Source organism: Limnohabitans sp. 2KL-3 (assembly GCF_001269405.1).
Lineage (GTDB): Bacteria > Pseudomonadota > Gammaproteobacteria > Burkholderiales > Burkholderiaceae_C > Limnohabitans_A.
Genome location: NZ_CXON01000004.1, coordinates 125,143 through 147,071, shown reverse-complemented (window position 1 = coordinate 147,071; position 21,929 = coordinate 125,143). Strand labels below are relative to the sequence as shown.

At 63.1% G+C, this 21,929-nt stretch carries 19 protein-coding genes; 3 read left to right on the top strand and 16 right to left on the bottom strand.

Features of this window, described 5'->3' with window-relative positions; genetic code table 11:
- Window positions 1-7: 7 nt before the first annotated feature.
- From AMM41_RS07775 to AMM41_RS07705, 15 genes are all read right to left on the bottom strand, one after another.
- Window positions 8-1,159 (bottom strand): hypothetical protein, encoded by a 1,152-nt coding sequence (locus AMM41_RS07775; RefSeq protein WP_194944660.1) that lies wholly within the window; start codon window positions 1,157-1,159, stop codon window positions 8-10.
- Window positions 1,152-1,850, bottom strand: coding sequence for a TIGR02466 family protein (locus AMM41_RS07770; protein ID WP_089955737.1), 699 nt, complete (start codon window positions 1,848-1,850; stop codon window positions 1,152-1,154). The genes AMM41_RS07775 and AMM41_RS07770 overlap by 8 nt, the downstream gene beginning before the upstream one ends.
- 12 nt (window positions 1,851-1,862) lie before the next feature.
- Window positions 1,863-2,543, bottom strand: coding sequence for a nucleotidyltransferase family protein (locus AMM41_RS07765; protein WP_089955734.1), 681 nt, complete (start codon window positions 2,541-2,543; stop codon window positions 1,863-1,865).
- 2 nt (window positions 2,544-2,545) lie between these two features.
- A complete protein-coding gene (locus tag AMM41_RS07760) occupies window positions 2,546-3,634 on the bottom strand; it encodes an XdhC family protein (RefSeq protein ID WP_089955730.1) in 1,089 nt (362 codons plus the stop codon).
- 24 nt (window positions 3,635-3,658) lie between these two features.
- Complete coding sequence (locus tag AMM41_RS07755; protein WP_089955725.1) at window positions 3,659-4,843, bottom strand: vWA domain-containing protein; 1,185 nt, start codon at window positions 4,841-4,843, stop codon at window positions 3,659-3,661.
- A complete protein-coding gene (locus AMM41_RS07750) occupies window positions 4,840-5,823 on the bottom strand; it encodes an AAA family ATPase (protein ID WP_228769155.1) in 984 nt (327 codons plus the stop codon). The genes AMM41_RS07755 and AMM41_RS07750 overlap by 4 nt, the downstream gene beginning before the upstream one ends.
- A gap of 2 nt (window positions 5,824-5,825) precedes the next feature.
- The gene (locus AMM41_RS07745; protein ID WP_089955718.1) at window positions 5,826-6,455 is read right to left on the bottom strand and encodes a CoxG family protein; all 630 of its coding nucleotides are present in this window, start codon (window positions 6,453-6,455) and stop codon (window positions 5,826-5,828) included.
- A 12-nt stretch (window positions 6,456-6,467) separates the two neighbouring features.
- The gene (locus AMM41_RS07740; protein WP_089955714.1) at window positions 6,468-8,879 is read right to left on the bottom strand and encodes an aerobic carbon-monoxide dehydrogenase large subunit; all 2,412 of its coding nucleotides are present in this window, start codon (window positions 8,877-8,879) and stop codon (window positions 6,468-6,470) included.
- A 29-nt stretch (window positions 8,880-8,908) separates the two neighbouring features.
- Window positions 8,909-9,394: a (2Fe-2S)-binding protein gene (locus AMM41_RS07735; RefSeq protein WP_089955711.1), complete on the bottom strand. Its 486-nt coding sequence runs from the start codon at window positions 9,392-9,394 to the stop codon at window positions 8,909-8,911.
- A gap of 17 nt (window positions 9,395-9,411) precedes the next feature.
- The gene (locus AMM41_RS07730; protein ID WP_089955707.1) at window positions 9,412-10,275 is read right to left on the bottom strand and encodes an FAD binding domain-containing protein; all 864 of its coding nucleotides are present in this window, start codon (window positions 10,273-10,275) and stop codon (window positions 9,412-9,414) included.
- A gap of 1,122 nt (window positions 10,276-11,397) precedes the next feature.
- A complete protein-coding gene (locus tag AMM41_RS07725) occupies window positions 11,398-12,141 on the bottom strand; it encodes a LytTR family transcriptional regulator (RefSeq protein WP_194944659.1) in 744 nt (247 codons plus the stop codon).
- 196 nt (window positions 12,142-12,337) lie between these two features.
- On the bottom strand, window positions 12,338-13,069 hold the full coding sequence (locus tag AMM41_RS07720) for a ribonuclease activity regulator RraA (protein WP_089956334.1): 732 nt from the start codon (window positions 13,067-13,069) through the stop codon (window positions 12,338-12,340).
- Between the two features lie 11 nt (window positions 13,070-13,080).
- The gene (gene araD / locus AMM41_RS07715) at window positions 13,081-14,832 is read right to left on the bottom strand and encodes an L-arabinonate dehydratase (RefSeq protein ID WP_089955700.1); all 1,752 of its coding nucleotides are present in this window, start codon (window positions 14,830-14,832) and stop codon (window positions 13,081-13,083) included.
- Window positions 14,833-14,852: 20 nt separating this feature from the next.
- Window positions 14,853-15,839: a Bug family tripartite tricarboxylate transporter substrate binding protein gene (locus AMM41_RS07710; RefSeq protein ID WP_228769154.1), complete on the bottom strand. Its 987-nt coding sequence runs from the start codon at window positions 15,837-15,839 to the stop codon at window positions 14,853-14,855.
- 109 nt (window positions 15,840-15,948) lie between these two features.
- Window positions 15,949-16,977 (bottom strand): LacI family DNA-binding transcriptional regulator, encoded by a 1,029-nt coding sequence (locus tag AMM41_RS07705; RefSeq protein ID WP_089955697.1) that lies wholly within the window; start codon window positions 16,975-16,977, stop codon window positions 15,949-15,951.
- 94 nt (window positions 16,978-17,071) lie between these two features.
- Here AMM41_RS07705 and garD point away from each other — a divergent pair, with 94 nt between their 5' ends.
- On the top strand, window positions 17,072-18,625 hold the full coding sequence (gene garD / locus AMM41_RS07700) for a galactarate dehydratase (RefSeq protein WP_089955694.1): 1,554 nt from the start codon (window positions 17,072-17,074) through the stop codon (window positions 18,623-18,625).
- 49 nt (window positions 18,626-18,674) lie between these two features.
- A complete protein-coding gene (locus AMM41_RS07695) occupies window positions 18,675-19,820 on the top strand; it encodes an L-talarate/galactarate dehydratase (RefSeq protein ID WP_089955690.1) in 1,146 nt (381 codons plus the stop codon).
- A 291-nt stretch (window positions 19,821-20,111) separates the two neighbouring features.
- Here AMM41_RS07695 and AMM41_RS07690 read toward each other — a convergent pair whose 3' ends face one another.
- Complete coding sequence (locus AMM41_RS07690) at window positions 20,112-21,200, bottom strand: 3-deoxy-7-phosphoheptulonate synthase (protein ID WP_089955684.1); 1,089 nt, start codon at window positions 21,198-21,200, stop codon at window positions 20,112-20,114.
- A 109-nt stretch (window positions 21,201-21,309) separates the two neighbouring features.
- On the opposite strand from AMM41_RS07690, the gene AMM41_RS07685 reads away from it, so the two are divergent.
- Entirely contained in the window at window positions 21,310-21,909 is a 600-nt protein-coding gene (locus AMM41_RS07685) for a DUF502 domain-containing protein (protein WP_194944658.1), read from the top strand.
- The last annotated feature ends 20 nt before the right edge of the window (window positions 21,910-21,929 follow it).

Here is a 21,929-nt window from a genome sequence, read left to right as displayed (position 1 = left end):
TGCCCCGTCAAAATTGACGAGGCAAGCCCGCCGAAGGGGGCACGGCCCAGCGCCGCAAACCATGCAAAATTTGCACCGCCGCCAACACCCCCAACAAGGCAAAGGCCGACTGCACGGCCAGCGGGCCTTGCCAAGGACTGAGAAAGCCCACCCACGCCAGCAAGCCTGGCCCGAGCAAAAGGGCCAAACCACGCTGCACACCCGGTGGCCACCGCACAGCAGACCCCAGCGGCATGCGGTGACGCCCCAGATGCACAGCCCAAGCCAAGGAGGGCAGCAGCATGGCCAACACCCCATGCACCACACTGTCGCCCAGCAGCATCAAGGGGCCCATGATCAGAAAACCCAGGCTGATGAAACTCAGGCGTTCATGCGCCAGGGCATGGCCAACGGGCATCCACCAGCGCATGACCCCTGCCACCAAGGCGGGCAAACCCGCCATCAACACCAAATGCGAGGTGGCCATCCACTCCAGTGACAGGTTCAAACCCGCACACCATGCGTTGCCCAGCCACAGACTGCCCATCATCAGCCCCATCGCCGAAGCCGGCAGCACCTGCGGCAAACTGGCCTGCACGCCCCTGCACACGCCAGCTGGCCAAGCACCGAGGCGGTCTCGCGCATGCAACACGGCCGCACACAGGGCCAGCAACACACTCGCGCCCAAAGGGGACAGCAGCAGGCTGCCCGGCATGCGCCAGGCCAAGTAAGTCAACGCGGCCGCCACCAAGGGGTGCCATGCCAGGCGGCCCAAAGTGAAGGTGCTGGACTGGCTGCGGGTCTCGATCAAGCCGCACCACACCCCCCACAACACCGCCACCGCCAGCAAGGCCGCATGGGCCGCACCGTGTCCCGACAACAAGTCAGGCCACCACACGCCCCAAGCCGTCAGCAATCCCAACAAACCCATCAAGGCTGGGGCCGCCTGCAAGGTCCAGACACGGCCACGGCTGAGCAGTCGCGCGGCCCACCACAGCACCACCGCCAAAACGCCGCTGGCCCATGACCACCCCAGTCGCATGCCTTGCTCACCCAGCCAAAGCCAAGCGAGCAAAACCACCGTCCATTGCGCCACCTCACCGGCATGGACCAGCGCATGAACAGACACCGGGCCCAAACCAGGCTGACCAGTTGCCACGGGGCGATGGTGCTCAGACATGCGCATACCCATGCAATTGGTCCGACCCCCCGGCCGCGTGCACGCTCACATTGAAGGACACGATCACCCGGTCAGCCGTGCCGTGATAGGGCATGGCCTGGTGCGCCAGCCAAGACGGAAACACCACCAACTGGCCCGGCACGGGGTCGATGTCGAGGTGGGCGTTTTGCAAATAAGCGTTGCCAAAATCCATGGCTGCGCCGCCCAGGCGGTTGAAGTGGGGACCATAAAAACGCGTCACGCCATTGGCCGCCCCCAGCACCGGGTGCTGGCAGCGCTGCTCGGGCGGGTCCACCTGCAGGCAATACACGCCCGACCACGAACAGTTGCCGTGCGTGTGCACATCGTGGTGGCTGCCCTGGCTGGAGATTTGGAACCAGATGCCGCGCAGCGCAATCTGAAAACCGGGCTTGGCTTCGGGCCAAGCGCCTTGGTTGGCCAGCACCACGGTCTGGCGCACGCTGTCCACGATGAAGCGCACCAGCTGTTCCCATTCGGACAGGCGGATGCGTTGCAGCAAATCGTCACGGCTGGCGTAAAAGGCTTTGGGCTCGCCCGACACGGCGGGGTCGGTGGCCCGCATGGTCTGAAACACGCGCACCAGCACCTCGTTGACGGCCTCGGCTTGCGCCAGGCGGTGCACGCCGATGGGCGTGTGCCACAGCGTGTGGAGCGGGTCGGGCTGGATCATGTAGCGCTCAGATCAAACGGTGACCATCAAATCAGCTGGCCACTTGAGTTGATGGCCTGTGCGGGCGGCCAGGGCCGCAATGTCTTCGAGGGTGTCGACGTCGGTGCGGTAACGGCTGTTAGTGGTGGCCCAGGGGTGCACTTGTTCGGGGTTGGCCGATTGCCACTGGCGGCAACCCACATTCGCAGCCCCGGCCAGAATTTGCTCGCGCACCTCGGTGCTGAACATGACCGGGTTGCCCGGCAAGCCATCGACCGTGGGTTGCACGACTTGCGTGCCTGTTGGGCGCTTTTTGTAAGCCCCAATCAGGTCGTTGATGTCTTGCGAGTTGATGAGCGGCTGGTCCGCCAGCGCCACCAGCACCGCGTCCAGCTTGGGCGACAGCGCCTGCAAGCCCAGGCGCAGCGATGAAATCTGCCCGGCGTCCGGGTCGGGGTTGCGCACCAGCGTCACCGGAAATTCCTTGACGGCCTCTTCGATGCGATCTGCGTAATGGCCCAGCACCACCACCACCTCGTCCATGCCCGCGCCCGACAATGCGATCAGCTGGCGGCGAATGAGTGGCACGCCGCCCAATTCGAGCAAACTTTTGGGACGGTGCCCCATGCGCGAGCCCGAACCCGCAGCCAGCAGCACCGCGCCCACCGCCACGCGGCTGTACAAGCCCCCGCCCCCTTTGAGAATGCAACCCATGTTCAGCCTCCGCAGCAAGAAGATTTGACCGATGCTGGCACAGCCGTCAGGGCCAATGCAGGCTCGACGGTCCGGCTCGGGACAGCATCGGTCGCCGTGGCCGCGGCTTGGCCTGCGGCCTGTTTGGACCCACCGCAGCAAGCGCTGGCCGCCACCGGCGCAAGGGCCTTGGACTTGGCGGCCTCTTTGGGCTCGGTGGCCGCAGTGGTTGAGCAGCAAGAAGACGCCACAGAAGCAGATGTTGCAACAGCTGAAGCACCCATGGGCGGTGTCAAAGCAGCCTGAGCCGCAGGCGCTGAGGATTCACGTCCGCGTCTTGCAGCCACCACCGAAGTCAGCACCGACAAGGCGATTTCTTCGGGCGTTTGCGCGCCGATGAATTCACCTGCTGGGGCCACGATGCGGGCCACGGCTGCCGGGTCTTCGCCGCTGGTCACCAGCGTGTCGAGCAACACCGCCGCTTTGCGGGCGCTGGCCACAAACCACAGGCCTTGCGGCTGCAGGGCGAGTGCGGCTTTGAGGCCTTGCAGGTCGCGGCGGCCTTGTGTGGCCACCACCACAAAGGGTGAAGACAGACGGGCGCTCACTTGCGAGGCCTCGTCGCTGTTCAGCACCGTGTCGGCATCGGGAAAATCAGCGGCCTGTGCGCCCTGCGCCACCACCGCCACGCGCAAACCCACACGGGGGGCCAGGCCCACCAAAGCTCGCGCCACGGGCGAGTCGCCCACCACGGTCAACATGGCCGAGGGCATGACCGGGTCGATGAACAATTCCAGTGTGCCGCCCGAGTGGCAGGCCATGCCAAATTCGAGCACATCGCCCAAATCGCGCTCGGCGCTTTCGTCGGAGGGGGCAATGCGGATCTTGCGCGGCTGGCCGTCGAGCAAAGCACGGCGCACGGTCTTGATGACCGCCGGTTGGGCGCAACCGCCACCGATCCAGCCATGGATTTGACCGTCGGGCGTGACGACCGCTTTGTCGCCCGCTTTGCCCGAGGTGGGGGCTTGGGCGCTCAAGACCGTGACCAAGGCAAAGGGCTGGTCGGCGCTTTGCAGGCGGGCGGCTTGGGTGATCCATTCGTTACGGTTCATGGCGTTCTCCTTGAATGTCAAATGTCAGTGCAGCACATGGCGGGCAGCGGCCAAATCGGCCAGGCTGGCCAGGGGCACAAAGCGGTCAATCATGGCACGCGCTCGCTGCAAGGCCCCAGCGGCAGGCACCTGGCGCGTGGGGTGAAACCAGGTGATGCGGGCACCGCGTGCACGCACCTCTTGCAGCGCTGCGCTCAAAAACTCTGGCCCATCGGTGTCAAAGCCGTCCGAAAACACCCACACACGGGCACCCCGGTTGAGCTGGGCGCGGGCGTGGTGCCGGGCAAAGTCTTGCAAGCTGGCGGCAATGCGGGTGCCACCACCAAAGCCCGCCGTCACGGCGTTCACTTTTTCCTGAATGGCGGGGGTGTCGCGCTGCATGTAGGGCGTGACCTCGGCCAGGCGGGTGTGAAACACAAACACCCGGGCATCGGCCTCGAGCGCAAAGGCACGGGCCACGCGCAAAAACAGCGCGGCGTGCGACTCCATCGAGCGGCTCACATCGGCCAGGATGAACAGGCGCGGCGGCTCCACGCGTTTGACTTTCCACGCCGGTTGCAGCAACTCGCCGCCCCAGGCCACGCTGCGGCGCAGGGTCTGGCGCAGATCCAGCCGCTGCCCACGCGGGGCCACGCGCCAGCGGCGGGTAGCGCGGGGCTGCAGCTTGGCCGTGATCTGTCGGGCCAGACTTTGCAGGGCGCTGAGTTCTTGCGGCATCCACATCTGGCCGTCGCGCTGGTGCAGGGCTTCGGTGCGGCTGGCACCGCCTTGGGCGCGGGGCGTGCCTGCGTCTTGTTCGTCATGCGGGCTCGATGCCGAGTCGCCCGCAGTTTGGGGCGCTGTTTGGGGGCTGCCGGGTTGGCTGGCGGGCTGTTGGGCCGCGTCCATTTGATCGTGCAGGGCCTGCACACTTTGGCGCAAGTTGCGGCTGGGCCGGGTTTGGCCACTGACCTTGACGCCGCCGCGCAGTTTTTCGGGATGCCAAAAGCGCTCGTACACATCGGCCCACAGCTGCCACTCGCGCTGGCTGTGGCATGCAATGGCCCGCCAAGCGGCTTGCAAAGGGCGCTCGTGCACAGGGCCAAAGTACAGCATGGCTTGCAACATGGCCTGCTGCTCGGCCACACCCACCGTGAGGCCGTGGTCGCGCAAGAGCGCAGCAAAACCGGCCAGTCGCTCTGAGGGCGCGGTGGCGGGCGAGGTGCTCATGCCGCCACTTTGGCTTGTTCGTTGGCGTTTTCGGCCACACCCACGGTGCGGCGGCCTTCGACCAGTTGGCGCAGGCGGTCAGCGCCCATCACAAAGCGGTCTTCGCGGGTCTTGAGCAGGCAGCCCAGGGTGCCCAACACGGCCGACATGTCTTCGGGCAAGTGGCTGTGGCGCAGCTGGAACAGCGCACGCACCCAGTCCAGCGTCTCGGCAATGCCGGGGATCTTGGCCAGGTCTTCGCGGCGCAGGCGCTGCACAAATTGCACCGCGTCTTCCACCAAGCGGGTGTCGGCCTCGGGCAAGGCGGTTTTGACGATGGCGATCTCTCGCGCCAGCGTCGGGTAATCGAGGTAGTGGTACAGGCAGCGGCGGCGCAAGGCGTCTGACAGCTCACGCGTGCCGTTGCTCGTCAAAATCACCTGCGGAATGTGGGTGGCGCGGATCGTGCCGATCTCGGGCACGGTGATCTGGTACTCGGCCAGCACTTCGAGCAAAAAGGCTTCAAAGGCTTCGTCGGCGCGGTCGATCTCGTCGATCAAGAGCACGCAGGGGCCGCTCTGGCTGATGGCGCGAAGCAAAGGGCGCTCGAGCAAATACTCGCGGCTGAACACATCGGACTCGCGCACACGGCCTGCGCCGTCATGACTGCCGCTATTTTGGGCCGCTTCGCTCATGCGGATCGCCATCAACTGGCGGCCGTAATTCCACTCGTAAGCGGCTTGTGCCAGGTCCAAGCCTTCAAAGCATTGCAGGCGAACCAAGGTGGCGTTTTGTGATTGGGCCAAGGCGGTGGCCAAGGCGGTTTTGCCCACGCCCGCGTCGCCTTCGAGCAACAGCGGGCGTTGCAAAGCCGACGCCAGCCACACGGTGGTGGCCAGGTCGGCATCGGCCAGATAGCCCGAGCGCTGCAGCCGCTCACGCAGCAAGCGCTCTTGCTCAGCGGGGGTGGCAGCGGTGGCGCTCAGGTCTGGCGTCGTCATGCTCAGGCTTTCTTGCCAACCAAACCACCGAACCAGCTCTTGAGCAAAGCCCAGAAGATGGCCAGGCCGTTGATCTCGCGGGCCACCACGGGCGCGGCAGGCGCTGCCGCTGGCGCTGCGGCCTCGGTAGCCGAAGCCACCGTTGCAGCCGCTGGCGAGCCTTCGGCCGCAGGCAAGGTCAGCGCGGTCTGGCGGAAGTTTTCAACAAACTGCGCCAGCAGCATGTCGGACACCTGCACCATCATGCGGCCGCCGAATTGCGCGAACTTGCCGTTGACGATCACCGCCGCTTGGCCGTTCAGCACGCAGTGCGCCGGGTTGGCCGGGTCAGCGGTGATGATCGCGGTCAGGTCCATCGAGGCGGACGAGCCGCCCTTGTCGGCACCCTTGCCGCGCAAGACCATCTTGCGCTCGGCGGCCACGGCTTCAATCACGTCCACGGTGCCGCCGAACTGGGCCACAGCCGGGCCGACCTTGACCTTGACGCCGCCCTTGAACGAGGTCTCAGACAGCTGCTCGGTGATTTCGGCACCGGGCATGCAGTTGGCCGTCGCCTTCAGGTCGGTCAGCAGGGCCCAGGCCCGTGCCGCGTCCACATCCAGCGGGTATTGTTTGTCGAGTTTGACTTCCATGATGGTTCCTGATTACAAAGCGGCGCCGTGCTCGCGCAGCGCTTTCCAGGTGCGGAAAGCGTTGTGTGGCATGTCCAGGTGCGTGACACCCAGGTGCGAGAAGGCATCGACCACGGCCGAGGTGAAGGTGGGGATCGAGCCGACGTGCGGTGATTCGGCCACGCCCTTGGCACCCAGCGGGTGGTGCGGCGAAGGCGTCACGGTGTGGTCGGTTTCCCAGTGCGGGGTTTCCACGAAGGTGGGCAAGAAGTAGTCCATCAGCGTGTTGCCCAGCAAGTTGCCCTGCGCATCGAACGGCATTTGCTGACCCATGGCCACGGCAAAACCTTCGGTCAGACCGCCGTGGATCTGGCCGTCGATGATCATCGGGTTGATGCGGGTGCCGCAGTCGTCCAACGCATAGAAGCGGCGGATCTTGGTCTCACCCGTGGCGCGGTCGATGTCCACCACGCACAGGTAGATGCCGAAGGGGAAGGTGAAGTTCGGTGGGTCGTAGTAGTGCACCGCTTCCAGGCCTGGCTCCAAGCCATCTGGTGGCTGGTGGTAAGCCTGCCATGCCACATCGGCCATGGTTTTGAATTTGCTGTCGTCGCCCTTGACCTTGAAACGGTCGACTTCCCAGTCGAGGTCGTTTTCGTTGACTTCGAGCATGTGGGCGGCGATCTTGCGGGCCTTCGCGTGGATCTTGCGGGCAGCCAAAGCGATGGCGGCACCAGCCACGGGGGTGGAGCGTGAGCCGTAGGTGCCCAGGCCGTAAGGCGCAGTCGATGTGTCACCTTCTTCGACCTGAATCACTTCAGACGGAATACCCAGCTCGGTGGCGATGATCTGCGCGTAGGTGGTCTGGTGACCTTGGCCCTGCGTGATCGTGCCCATGCGGGCGATGGCGCTGCCGGTGGGGTGGATGCGGATTTCGCAGGAGTCGAACATGCCCACGCCCAGGATGTCGCACATCTTGGACGGGCCAGCGCCCACGACTTCGGTAAAGGTCACCAAGCCAATGCCCATCAGCGTGGGGCTGTTGGGGTCGGCGCGTTTGGCCGCTTGCTCGGCGCGCAGGCCTTTGTAGTCCACGGCTTCGAGCACTTTGTCCAAAGCGGTTTGGTAGTCGCCCGAGTCGTATTCAAAACCGAAGGCGCTGGTGTAGGGGAACTGCTCTTTCTTGACGAAGTTCTTGGCGCGGATTTCGGCCTTGTCCATGCCCAGCTTTTGCGCCAGCACGTCGACCATGCGCTCGATCAAATACACGGCTTCGGTCACACGGAAAGAGCAGCGGTACGCCACGCCACCGGGGGCCTTGTTGGTGTAGACGCCCTTGACGCTCGCGTGCGCCGCTGGAATGTCATAAGAGCCCGAGACGATGTGGAACATGCCAGCAGGGAACTTGGTCGGGTCGGCACAGGCGTCAAACGCGCCGTGGTCGGCCACCACGTTCACGCGCAGGCCGGTGATCTTGCCGTCGGCTGTGGCGGCCAGTTCGCCGTCCATGTGGTAGTCACGGGCAAAGGCGGTGGACGAGATGTTTTCGATGCGGTCTTCGACCCACTTGACGGGGCGACCCAGCACGATGGAGGCCACGATGGCGCAGACATAACCGGGGTAAATGCCAACCTTGTTGCCAAAGCCGCCACCGATGTCGGGGCTGACGATGCGCACTTTGGATTCGGGGATGCCCGAGAGCATGGACACCACGGTGCGCACCACATGGGGGGCTTGCGAGGTGATGAAGGTGGTCAGGTCGCCCTTGATCGGGTCAAAGCTGGCCACGCAACCGCAGGTTTCCAGCGGGCAGGGGTGCACGCGGGGGTAGTACATGTGCTGCGACACGGTCACTTCGGCTTTGTCAAAAGCCGCATCAGCGGCCGACTTGTCACCCGCATCCCAAGTGAAGATGTGGTTGTGGTGGTCGCGCTTGCCGTGTGCGCCTTCGGTCTTGCCAGCCAAGTCGTCACGAATCACCGGGGCGCCAGGCTGCAAGGCTGCGTAGGGGTCGAGCACCACGGGCAGCTCTTCGTATTCGATCTCGACGGCTTCGACCGCGTCTGCGGCGATGTAGCGGTCGTCGGCGATGACGATGGCGACTTCCTGCATCTGGAAGTGGACCTTCTCGTCGGCCAGCACAGCGGCCACGTCACCGGCCAGAGTGGGCATCCAGTGCAGTTTGAGGGGCTTCAAGTCGTCTGCAGTCAGCACGGCGTGCACGCCGGGGATGGCGAGCGCGGCTTCTTTGTTGATCTTGACGATGCGGCCGTGGGCGATGGGGCTGCGCACGATGTCCATGTGCAACATGCCGGGCATCTTGATGTCGTCAACGTAGTTGCCCTTGCCCTGGATGAAACGGGCGTCTTCTTTGCGCAGGCGCGATGCGCCCATGCCAGCCAGCGCGAGTTCGCGGGCTTCAGCGGTTTGTACCGGTGCGTTCATGTGTGTCTCCGATCAAATGGGTGTTCGCATCAAGCCGCAACGGGCTCTTGCAGTTTTTTGGCGGCGTACTGGACGGCTTTGACGATGTTTTGGTAGCCCGTGCAGCGGCACAGGTTGCCGGCCATGCCGTGGCGAATTTCGTCTTCGCTCGGGTTGGGGTTCTCTTGCAAGAAGCGGTAGGCACGCATGAGCATGCCGGGCGTGCAAAAGCCGCACTGCAGGCCGTGTTCTTTGTAGAAGCCTTCTTGCACCGCGTGCAACACGCCTTTGTTGGCCAGGCCTTCGACAGTCAGCACTTCGGAGCCGTCGCACTGCACCGCCAGGTGGGTGCAAGACTTGACCGATTGGCCGTCGATGTCCACGGTGCAAGCGCCGCAGTGGCTGGTCTCGCAGCCGATATGGGCGCCGGTCAGGTTGAGTTCTTCGCGCAAAAAGTGGATCAGCAAGGTGCGTGGTTCAACGGCTTTTTCTTCTTTTTTGCCATTGACGTAAACGGTGACGAGTTTTTTGGACATGTTGTTTTCCTTGTGCTTTAAGCGCAGCGCGACCAGGCTTTGTTCAGGGCGCGTTTGACCATCTCACCGGCCATGGCGGTCTTGTATTCGATGTCACCACGCAGGTCTTCTGCGGGGTCGCAGGCGGCGATGGCGGCTTCAACGGCGGCTTGCACGTTGGCGGCGTTGAAGGGCTTGTTCAGCAAGGCGGCTTCGGCGGCTTCGACACGCAGCGCGGCCGGGGCCACGTTGGTCAGGGCCACACGCACATGGCTGACCTGGTCACCCGACTTGCGGATCACCACCGCGCAACCGGCTGTGGCCCAGTCACCGGTTTTGCGCTTGAGTTTTTCGTAGGCGTAACCGGTGCCAGCCGCGAAAGCGGGCACGCGGATCTCGCACATGACTTCGTTTTCTTCGAGCAGCGTCATGTAGGTGCCGAGGAAAAAACCGTCGGCGGCCACGGTGCGGCGGCCATTGGGGCCTTCGAGCACAAAGGACGCGTCGATCACGATGGACAGTGCGGGGTGGTCGTTGCCGGGGTCACCGTGGGCGATGTCGCCGCCAATCGTGCCGCGGTTGCGCACCTGGGGGTCGGCGATCAGCTTGGCCGCTTCGCACAACAAAGGCACTTTGGCTTGCAGGATGGGCGAGCTGATCAGCTCGTTTTCGACCGTCATGGCGCCGATCACCACGGTGCCGCCTTCTTCGCGGATGCCCTTGAGTTCGGGGATGCGGTTGATGTCGATCAGGTGCTCGGGCGCTGCAAAACGCAGCTTCATCATGGGCAACAGGCTGTGGCCGCCGGCCAGCAGCTTGGCGTCAGAGCCCAATTGGCCGAGCAAGGCCACGGCCTCGCCGACGGTTTTGGGCGCGTGGTATTCAAAACGCGGTGGAATCATCAAGGGTCTCCTGAGTTTTGTGAAAAACAGTTCGGAGTATTGGTGAGAGTCCTTTTCCGACTGAAGAGTCAGGTTTTATTCAAATTCGTCTCTTAATGGCCGATTTATTGCACGAAATGCACTTTATTGAGCACGAAATGAATTGAACAGACTTTGTCGGTCTCGCAATCAGGGAATGTCCTAGGTGCCTCAAAGCCCAGTGAATACCCTTGGTTTGGACGCTCAATACCCGGGGGTGTAAGGGGAATGACGGGCGGTTTGCAAGGGTTCATCGCGGCTGCAGTTTGTGGGTGCAAAGCCCAGGTGGCAGCTTGCACTTTGTAGGAGCCCCGCCCAAGTGGCTACCTGCAGTTTGTAGGAGCCTCGCCCTCGAGGCGATTCTTCGTGGTCTGCGAGGCTTTTCGCGACGGGGGCGTCGCTCCTACAGGGCCATGTCCGCAAATTGTGGGAGCACAGCACCGGTGGCTGCCTGCAGTTTGTAGGAGCCCCGCCCCCGGGGCGATTCTGCGTGGTCTGCGAGGCTTTTAGCGACGAGGACGTCGCTCCTACAGGGCCATGTCCGCAAATTGTGGGAGCCTCGCGCAGGTGGCAGCTTGCAGTTTGTAGGAGCCTCGCCCTCTGGGCGATTCTTCGTGGTCTGCGAGGCTTTTCGCGACGGGGGCGTCGCTCCTACAGGGCCATGTCCGCAAATTGTGGGTGCCCCGCCCAAGTGGCTGCCTGCTGTTTGTAGGAGCCTCGCCCTCGAGGCGATTCTTCGTGGTCTGCGAGGCTTTTTGCGACGGGGGCCTCGCTCCTACAAGGCCATGTCCGCAAATTATGGGTGCTCCGCACAGGTGGCTGCCTGCAGTTTGTAGGAGCCCCGCCCCCGGGGCGATTCTTCGTGGTCTGCGAGGCTTTTCGCGACGGGGGCGTCGCTCCTACAGGGCCATGTCCGCAAATTGTGGGTGCCCCGCCCAAGTGGCTGCCTGCAGTTTGTAGGAGCCTCGCCCTCGAGGCGATTCTGCGTGGTCTGCTAGGCTTTTCGCGACGGGGGCGTCGCTCCTACAGGGCGATGCCTGCAGTTTGTGGGAGCCCCGCACAGGTGGCTGCCTGCAGTTTGTGGCCCCCCACAAAAGGCGGGGTTCAGCTCAGGCCCAGTGCCTCGCGCAAGCGGGCGACTTCGCCGCGTGACACGGGCACGGCTTGGGTGTTTTTGCCTTTGAGCAAGATGTGGGTTTTGCTGCCCTCGCGCCCCAAGGATTGCACAGCATCCAAGTTCACAATGAAGCAGCGGTGCACCCGCATGAACTGCGCCGGGTCCAGGCGCAGCGCCAGATCGCCAATGCTCAGGTTGCAAAAGTGGTAACCCTCGCGCGTGAGCACGCGGGTGTAGTGGGCTTGCGACTCCAGGCTGAGCACATCGGCGGTGTCGACAAACGAGACTTTTTGATCGGCCACCATCGGGATGCGCGACAAGCGCATGTTTTTGGCGGGGGGCTCAGCGGCAGGCAGTTCCTGGCTGACCACTTGGGTCACGTCGTAGAAGACCAAGGCAAAACCAGTGGTGTCGCCATTCGCATCGCCCAGACGGCTGACTTTGATCAGCAGCACCTGCTCGGGGATGTTGATGATCATGGTCATGGGCACGGCATTGGCCATGGGACAACCCGAAGCCTCGTCGAGCAAAAAATTGACTTTGGGCTTGGAGCGCTCAGGGTGGAAAGAGGTGACCAGTTTGTTAAAAGGTTGTTTCTCGTCCACCGGCAAGACCCGTCGCGCAAAGTCGTTCATGGCCAGCACATTGCGCTGGGCATCCAGGTGGATGACCCCGGCCTCGAACTTTTCAAACAAGTACAGGCTGGGGTTGGCGGTGGTTTTGGCGTCCATGGTGGGGGGCATTGATGCGACTGACAAGCGGCTTCGGGTTTGCAGGGCCAAGCGGTTCAAAGTTCACCATTTGACGCCGTCGGATGGCGGAATTGGGCCACTTTAACAATGAATTGAAACCGCTGTTGCAAGGGTGTATGTGTCACCCTTGGCATGCTGGCAGCTTGGCCGGGGTTTGCCCAGGTGCCATGGCCGGTCAACGCCCCTTGGCCTGACGCCAAACCGCAAAGTCGTCCTTGGACTGTGGATCGGTGGGCGGGTACAGGCCCAAAATGCTGCGGCCGTGGTTTTGCACTTGGTCGATCACAAAGTCTTCAAACACGGTCATTTCCACCGCTTCGTCGGCCAACTCGTCGGCCAGGTGTGCGGGCAGCACAACCACGCCCTCTTTGTCCCCCACCATCACATCCCCAGGCCAGACGGCCACATCACCACAGCCAATGGGCACGTTGATGTCCAGCGCTTGGTGCAGTGTCAAATTGGTGGGGGCGCTGGGGCGCTGGTGGTAGGCCGGAAAATTCAAGGCCGCAATTTCGGGTGAATCACGGAAACCGCCATCGGTCACCACACCCGCGCAGCCTCGAACCATGAGACGTGACACCAAAATGCCACCGGCCGATGCGGCCCGTGCGTCTTTGCGGCTGTCAAACACCATCACCGCGCCAGGTGGGCAAGTTTCGACCGCCACACGTTGAGGGTGATGGCGGTCCAGAAACACGCTGATGGGGTTGAGGTCTTCCCGGGCCGGGATGTAGCGCAGTGTGAAGGCTTCACCCACCATATTGGGCATGTCGCGCTGCAAGTCGGCATTGACGGGGCGAACGTCCTGAATGAACTGGTTGCGCAAGCCGCGCTTGAACAGCGCGGTGCACAAGGTGGCGGTGCTCACGGTTTTGAGCTTGTCACGGGTTTCGGCTTGGAGAGGCATGGCTTGCGTGCTCAATAAATGACCGGCTCGCTCACTGGTGCGCCGAACGAGGTTTCCAGATAATCGAAGTCGCAGCCCTGGTCGGCCTGCAAAATGTGCTGCGTGAACATGTGGCCGTAGCCCCGCTCAAAGCGTTTGGGCAGCGGCGTCCAGGCCGCGCGGCGCGTGGCCAGCTCTTCGTCGCTCACCTGCAGGTGAATGCTGCGATTTGGAATGTCCACCGTGATCAAGTCACCGTTTTGCACCAGCGCCAGGTTGCCGCCCACATAGGCTTCGGGCGCAACGTGCAGCACGCAGGCACCATAGCTGGTGCCGCTCATGCGGGCATCGCTGATGCGCAGCATGTCGCGCACGCCTTGCTTGACCAGCTTGGTGGGGATCGGCACCATGCCCCACTCGGGCATGCCGGGGCCGCCCTTGGGGCCCGCGTTGCGCAAGATGATGACGTGGTCTTCGGTCACGTCCAGATCGGGGTCGTCGATGGCGACTTTCAGGCTGGGGTAATCGTCAAACACCAAGGCTGGGCCGGTGTGCTGCTGGAACTTGGCCGAGCAAGCGCTGGGCTTGATCACGCAGCCATCGGGCGCGAGGTTGCCACGCAGCACGGCCAATGCGCCTTCGTCGTAAATCGCGTTGCTCAGCGGCCGGATCACGTCGTCGTTGTAAACCTCGGCATCGGCGATGTTCTCGCGCACGGTTTTGCCCGAGACGGTCATCGCGTCCAGGTGCAGCAAACCGCCATCACGCAGGCGGCTCATCAGGCCTTTCATGCCCCCCGCGTAGTAAAAATCTTCCATCAGGTACTGGTCGCCGCTGGGGCGGATGTTGGCGATCACCGGCACCTTGCGGCTGAAGGCGTCAAAGTCGTCCAGCGTCACAGCGCAGTGCGCCCCGGCGCGGCGCGACATGGCCACCAGGTGGATGATGGCGTTGGTCGAGCAGCCTTCGGCCATGGCCACGGTGATGGCGTTTTCAAAGCTTTGGCGCGTCAGGATGTCCGAGGGTTTTTGGTCTTCCCAGACCATGTCCACGATGCGGCGGCCGCAGGCGGCCGACATGCGCGGGTGGTTGGCGTCGGGTGCCGGAATGCTGGATGCCCCAGGCAAGGTCATGCCCATGGCTTCGGCAATGCCCATCATGGTGGCGGCCGTGCCCATGACCATGCAGGTGCCGTGGCTGCGGGCAATGCCGCCTTCGACTTCGAGCCATTGCGTCTGTGTGATGTTGCCCGCCCGGCGCTCGTCCCAGTACTTGAACGCGTCAGAGCCCGAGCCCAGGATTTTGCCTTTCCAGTTGCCGCGCAACATGGGGCCTGCGGGCAAATAAATGCAGGGCATGTTCATGCTGAGGGCCCCCATGAGCAGGCCCGGTGTGGTTTTATCGCAGCCACCCATCAGCACGGCACCGTCGACCGGGTGCGAGCGCAGCAGCTCTTCGGTCTCGATGGCCAGCAAGTTGCGGTACATCATGGTGGTGGGTTTGACGAAGTTTTCGGCCAAGGAGATGGCAGGCAACTCGATGGGAAAACCCCCGGCCTGAAATATGCCGCGCTTGACGTCCTCCACCCGCTGCTTGAAATGCGAATGGCAGTTGTTGATGTCGCTCCAGGTGTTGACGATGGCGATCACCGGCTTGCCCGCCCAGTCCACATGGTCGTAACCCATTTGCATGGCGCGTGAGCGGTGGCCAAAAGATCGGAAATCGTCCGGTGCAAACCAGCGGGCGCTGCGCAGTTCTTCGTAAGTTTTTTTCTTGGCGGTCATGAGGGAATTCTTGAAAAAGCTCACTGAGGTTTGATGCCTGCGGTCTTGATGACTTGGGTCCAGGTGTCCAGCTCGCTTTGCACAAAGGCGGTGTAGGGCTTGATGCCCTGCGCCGGGATGATGAAGCCGACCGAGCCCATGCGCTGCTTGATGTTGTCGGACTGCATGACCTGCGCCAGAGCGCTTTCGAGTTTGGCCACGATGGGCTGGGGGGTGCCCTTGGCCACCGACATGCCCGACCAGGACAAGGCCTCAAAGCCCTTGTAGCCTGCCTCGGCAATGGTGGGCACATCGGGGTACAGCGGGTTTCGCTGCACGCTGGTCACGGCCACAGGGCGCAGTTTGCCCGCTTTGACGTGGGGCAATGCGGCGTCCTGGTTGATGAACATCATGGGGATGGTCCCGGCCAGCAAGTCGTTCAGCATGGGGCCACCGCCCCGGTAGGGAATGCCGGTCATGAAAATGCCGGTGGTTTGTTTGAACAACTCCATCGCCATGTGGCCTGAGGCGGCGTGGGTGTAGCCGTAGTCCAGCTTGCCGGGGCTTTTCTTGGCGAAATCCACGATGTCCTTGACCGTTTTGTAGGGGGTTGAGGGGTGCACCACCAACACATTGGGGCCGGAATGGATCTGCGACAGGTGGATGAAATCGGTGATCGAGTTGTATTTGAGCTGGGGGTCCAGGCCATGCGCCACCGCGTTTTGGCCCACGCCGGTCTGGATCAGGGTGTAGCCGTCGGCGGGCAATTTGAGGGCGCGGTCCATGCCGATGGTGCCCCCCGCACCGCCAATGTTTTCCACCACAAAGGGCTGCTTGAGCAGCTTGCCCATCTCGTCTGCCACCATGCGGGCCATCACATCGCTGGTGCCCCCGGGTGGAAACGCCACGATGATCTTGACCGGCTTGGTGGGGTAGTCGGCCTGGGCCTGGGCGCCGGTGCTGACCAGACCGGTCAGGCCCACCGTCAAGGCCAGCAGCTGGCCCATCCAATTGCGTTTGCTGTTCATGTCTTGTCTCCTGCGGCTTGTTTTTGGTAGCGCTACCAATTGCGCTTGCAGGCATCGTAACCAGCGCCCCATGCGGCGTCAATCCTTTGGAGGCTAGGGTTTACGAGGGTCAGGCGCTGTCGCGGGCCACCACAGAAAACCCCACGTCGATGGTGGGTGAGGCCACGTCGCGCCCTTCGGCGCGGGCCATCAGGTATTGGGCCGCGAGTCGGCCAATCTCCTCACCATTGATGCGCACCGACGACAAGGCGGGTGCCACATCGCTGGCCAGCGGGGTGTCGCCAAAGCCCATGATGGCCAGTTGCTGAGGCACTTTCAAACCCAGCACCCCAGCCTGCATCAGGACCCCCAAAGCCAGCAGATCGGAGCTGCAAAAGACCGCGTCCACATCGGGCGCGGTTTGCTGCAACTGGGTCAATGCGTCTCGACCGCTTTGGATCGAGCGCCTGTCCTGCACGTCCACCTCGACCACGGGGGGCAGGCCCAGCTGCAACAGCTCGTCACGGAAAGCGGCCGCGCGTCGCTTGGCCCGCTCATCATTGGCCCGCACGATCGCCATTTGGCGGTGGCCTTTGCCTGCGAGGTAGCGTGCCACTTCGCGCCCAATGTGGGTGTGGGAAAAGCCAATCAGCATGTCGATCGGGGTGGGCGTCAGGTCCCAAGATTCGACCACCGGAATGCCCGAGGCCATGAGCAGGGTGCGACTTTTGCCGGGCGGCAACAGGCCGGTCAGAAAAATGCCGTCTGGACGCCGCCCGATGATGGCTTCGAGCAAGGCCTCTTCACGCTCGCTCGAGTAGCTGGTCTGCCCGAGCATGAGCTGGTAGCCCGCATCAAACAAAGTGCTGTTGAGCGATTCGATGGTGCCCATGAGCACCGTCATCACCGTGCTGGGCGTCACTGCCGCAATCAAGCGGCTGCGCGAGGACGCCAGCCCACCGGCCATGCGGTTGGGCACATAGCCGGTGCGCAAGACCGCTTCCTGCACCTTGCGCAAGACCTCGGCCGAGACCTGATCGGGTGTGTTGATCGCACGCGAGGCGGTGATGGGCGCCACCCCGGCGAGCATGGCGACATCGCGCAAGGTCATGGCACCGGTGCTGCGCCGGGATTTTTTGGGAAGGTCTTTTTCGGGCATTCAGGTTTCTTGTGGGTCGGCAATGGTAGCGCTATCATCTTGCTGGCAACACATGCCGTCAAGCGATGGGCTTGATCAGATCATAGGAGACACCATGGCCGCGCCCCTCACCATCCGCATGCACCCCAGCGACAACGTGGCCATCGTGGCCAACGACGGGGGCTTGCCCGCAGGCACGGTGCTGCCGTGCGGCCTGGTGCTGCGTGAAAAAGTGCCACAAGGCCACAAGGTCGCCCTGCTTGACTTGCCCGCGCACAGCCCGGTGCTGCGCTACGGCATTCCGATTGGCCATGCGCTGCAGGACGTGGCGGCGGGCAGCTGGGTGCACGAGCGCCTGCTGCACATGCCCGAGGCCCGGGGCCTGGCGCAGCTGCCCATGGCCACCGCTCAGCCCGCCCCGTTGCCCCCACTGGAGGGCTACACCTTTGAAGGCTTTCGCAACGCCGACGGCTCGGTGGGGACCCGCAACATCCTGGCCATCACCACCACGGTGCAATGTGTCTCGGGCGTGGTCGACTTTGCCGTCCAGCGCATCAAGGCCGAACTGCTGCCGCTGTTTCCCCATGTGGACGATGTGGTGGGCCTGGAGCACAGTTACGGCTGTGGCGTGGCCATCGATGCCGAAGGCGCCGAGATCCCGATTCGCACCCTGCGCCACATCAGCCTGAACCCCAACTTTGGCGGCGAGGTCATGGTGGTCAGTCTGGGCTGCGAAAAGCTGCAGCCCGAACGGCTGATGCCGCCAGGCACCATTCCCATCACCGACACCCGAAGCGAGCCCGCCGCCTTGGACGTGGTCTGCCTGCAGGACGAGGCCCATGTGGGCTTCATGGCCATGATCGAGGCGATCATGGCCACCGCCCGCGAGCACCTGACCCGGCTGAACCAGCGCCGACGCGAGACCGTGCCCGCCAGTGAGCTGGTGGTGGGCGTGCAGTGCGGCGGCAGCGATGCGTTTTCGGGTGTGACCGCCAACCCGGCGGTGGGCTTTTGCACCGACTTGCTGGTGCGTGCAGGCGCCAGCGTCATGTTTTCCGAAGTCACTGAAGTGCGCGACGGCATTGACCAACTGACCGCACGAGCGTCCACCCCCGAAGTGGCCCAGGCCATGGTGCGCGAGATGGCTTGGTACGACGCTTACCTGGCGCGTGGCCAAGTCGACCGCAGCGCCAACACAACCCCCGGCAACAAAAAAGGTGGGCTGTCCAACATCGTCGAAAAAGCCATGGGCTCCATCGTCAAGTCGGGCACAGCCCCGATCAGCGGCGTGCTGGCACCCGGCGAAAAACTGCGCCAAAAAGGGCTGATTTACGCGGCCACACCGGCCAGCGACTTCATCTGCGGCACCTTGCAACTGGCCGCCGGCATGAACCTGCATGTCTTCACCACGGGTCGCGGCACGCCCTACGGCCTGGCCGAAGTGCCGGTCATCAAAGTGGCCACGCGCAGCGAGCTGGCGCGGCGCTGGCACGACCTGATGGACATCAACGCCGGAACAATCGCCGACGGCACCGCCAGCATCGAAGACGTGGGCTGGGAGCTGTTTCACTTGATGCTGGAGGTGGCCAGTGGCCGCCAAAAAACCTGGGCCGAGCGCTGGAAGCTGCACAACGCGCTGGTGCTGTTCAATCCGGCCCCCATCACCTGAAGCGTTTTGCAACGGCCTTTCGATCTTTGCCCCCCCTCCTTCACACACCATGACCACACCCACCACCCCCGACCCCATCACCTGGGCACGCGTGTCTTCGTGCTATTTGCCCTTGGCCAATCCGATCAGCGATGCCAAGGTGCTGACCGGCAGACAAAAGCCGATGACCGAAATCGCCATGCTGTTTGTCGAAATCCAGACCGCCAGCGGCCACCAGGGTTTGGGCTTCAGTTATTCCAAACGGGCAGGCGGTCCGGCCCAGTTTGCCCACGCACGCGAAATCGCCCCGGCCGTGCTGGGCGAAGACCCCAACGACATCGCCAAGCTGTGGGACAAGCTGTGCTGGGCCGGGGCCTCGGTGGGACGCAGCGGCGTGAGCACGCAGGCCATAGGCGCTTTTGATGTGGCGCTGTGGGACCTGAAAGCCAAACGTGCAGGCCTGTCATTGGCCAAGCTGCTGGGCGCACAGCGTGACTCGGTGCGCTGCTACAACACCTCGGGCGGTTTTTTGCACACCCCGCTGGAGCAGCTGCGGGTGAATGCCAGTGCGTCCATCGCCCAAGGCATTGGCGGCATCAAACTCAAGGTGGGTCAGCCCGACTGCGCCCTGGACATTCGGCGCGTGGCCGCCATGCGCGAACACCTGGGTGACGCGGTGCCCATCATGGTCGATGCCAACCAGCAATGGGACCGCCCCACCGCGCAACGCATGTGCCGCACGCTCGAAGCCTTCAACCTCGTCTGGATCGAAGAGCCGCTGGACGCCTACGACCACGAAGGCCATGCCGCGCTGGCCACCCAATTTGACACCCCCATTGCCACGGGTGAAATGCTGACCAGTGCAGGCGAGCACTGGGACCTGATCCGCCACCGCGCCGCCGATTACCTGATGCCCGATGCGCCGCGCGTGGGCGGCATCACACCGTTTTTGAAAGTGGCCGCCCTGGCTGAACATGCGGGCGTGATGCTGGCGCCGCACTTTGCCATGGAGCTGCATGTGCACCTGGCCGCCGCCTACAAGACCGAACCCTGGGTCGAACACTTTGAATGGCTGGAGCCCTTGTTCAACGAACGCATTGCCATCCACAACGGCCGCATGCAGGTGCCCACCCGCACCGGCTTGGGCGTGAGCCTGAGTGAACAAGCCCGGGCCTGGACACGCGAGGTGGCCGAAGTGGGTGTGCCTGTGAACTGAGCGGATCGGCGGCCCTGGTTTGCATGGCCTTGACTCGGTGCCTATGGAGCCGGCCCTGCGAAGTTTGAAGTGAAAAACCGATCTTGGGCGCAGCGATGCGCTCCACGATCGGTGTGAGAGCCCCGCTGTCCGGGCGATGGGGGGGTTCAGGGCACCATCGCGGCGAGGGCGCCGCTCCCACAAAAAACGCCCGAACCAACATCATCGGACAAAATCACTGCGTGTTTCAAAAGGCAAGTCGTTGTTGACCTTGGAGGATGGCATGTCTGGATGAAACGCTTGCAGACCCTGTCAATCACCCAACAGCCCGCTGCACCCCCGCCGCTTTTGCACCGCCTGCGCCAGCGCATCGAGTACCGGCACGGTCTGAGCAAAGCTGATGCAGGCATCGGTGATGGACACGCCGTATTGCAAAGGCTGACCCGGCTTTTGATCTTGCCGTCCTTCGCTCAAATGGCTTTCAATCATGAGGCCCATGATGCGGCGCTCGCCTGCGGCCACTTGCGCGGCCACGTCGTGCGCCACCTCGATTTGCTTGGCGTGCTGTTTGCTGCTGTTGGCGTGCGACACGTCCACCATGACCTGCGGCGCAATGCCGCAAGCTTGCAGCGCTTGGCAAGCTGCATCGACATCGGCGGCCGAGTAGTTGGGCGCTTTGCCGCCGCGCAAAATGATGTGCACGTCCTGGTTGCCACGCGTCTCAAAGATCGCCGCCTGGCCCATCTTGGTCATGCCCATAAAAGCGTGGGGGGCCTTGGCCGCCACCACCGCATCGGCCGCGACCTTGACACCACCATCGGTCCCGTTTTTGAAGCCCACTGGGCACGACAAGCCACTGGCCAGTTGACGGTGGCTCTGGCTTTCGGTGGTTCTTGCACCGATGGCGCCCCAGGTGACCAGGTCGCTGATGAATTGTGGGCTGAGCAAATCCAGAAATTCGGTGGCCACGGGCAGGCCCAAGTCCAGGACATCGAGCAAGAGCTTGCGGGCCATCTCCAGCCCCTGGTTCATGGCAAAGCTGCCGTCCAGGTGCGGGTCGTTGATGTAACCCTTCCAGCCCACCGTGGTGCGGGGCTTTTCAAAATACACGCGCATCACGATGTGCAAATCCTGCACATGTTTGTCGGCCTCGGCCTTGAGCAGCTTGGCGTAGGCAATGGCCTGGTCGTGGTCATGGATCGAGCACGGCCCGACCACCACCACCAGCCGGTCGTCTTGGCCCAGCAACACGTTCGAGATGTCTTGCCGTGAACGTTCCACCAGCGCCAGGTGCGCGGGCGAGGCAGGCAACCGCTCTTCGAGCAAGGCGGGCGTCATGAGGGGGCGCACCGAAGCGATGCGGGTGTCGTCGATGCGGGTTTTGTCTTGGGTGGAAAGCATGGGCAGGTGGGGTTGAGCGGGTCGATGTGATCTCAATAACGCGAACCAGTATAAAAGCGACTTTTCCCCGCCTGTCCCGGCCCTTTGCCGCACGGTCACAATCTGGCGCATGAAACGCATTTACGCCTATTTTTTTCGCGGTCTGATCAGCTTTTTGCCTGTGGGCCTGACGGTTTATGTGCTTTACCTGTTCATCACTTGGGTTGAGGGCCTGGCCATGCAAGTGTTGCGTCCGTTCACGGGCGATTTCTATCTGCCGGGCCTGGGCATCGTGCTGGGCACGGCGCTGATTCTGGTGCTGGGTTTTCTGGTGTCGCAGCCCTTCATGACCCGCATGCTCAGCTGGGTGGAGCTGCCCTTCACCAACTTGCCACTGGTCAAAAGCATTTATTCCTCGCTCAAAAGTTTTGCCGATTACTTTTCGCCGCACGAGCGCGATGCGCAGCAGGTGGTGCTGTTGAAAAAACCGGACAGCGAGCTGTCCATCATCGGCCTGGTCACGCGCCAAAACCTGAGCGACCTGCCGCTGGATGCGCAGACCCGCCAAAACGTGGCGGTCTATCTGCCCATGGGCTACATGATCGGCGGCTACACCGTGTTTGTGCCGCGCGAATGGGTGCAGGTGCTGGACATGTCGGTGGAAGAAGCCATGCGTTCATCCTTGACCGCCTGGATGGGCAACGCCAAAAGTCCATCTGAGCCAACGTGACAGACTGCCCCGCGCTGCGC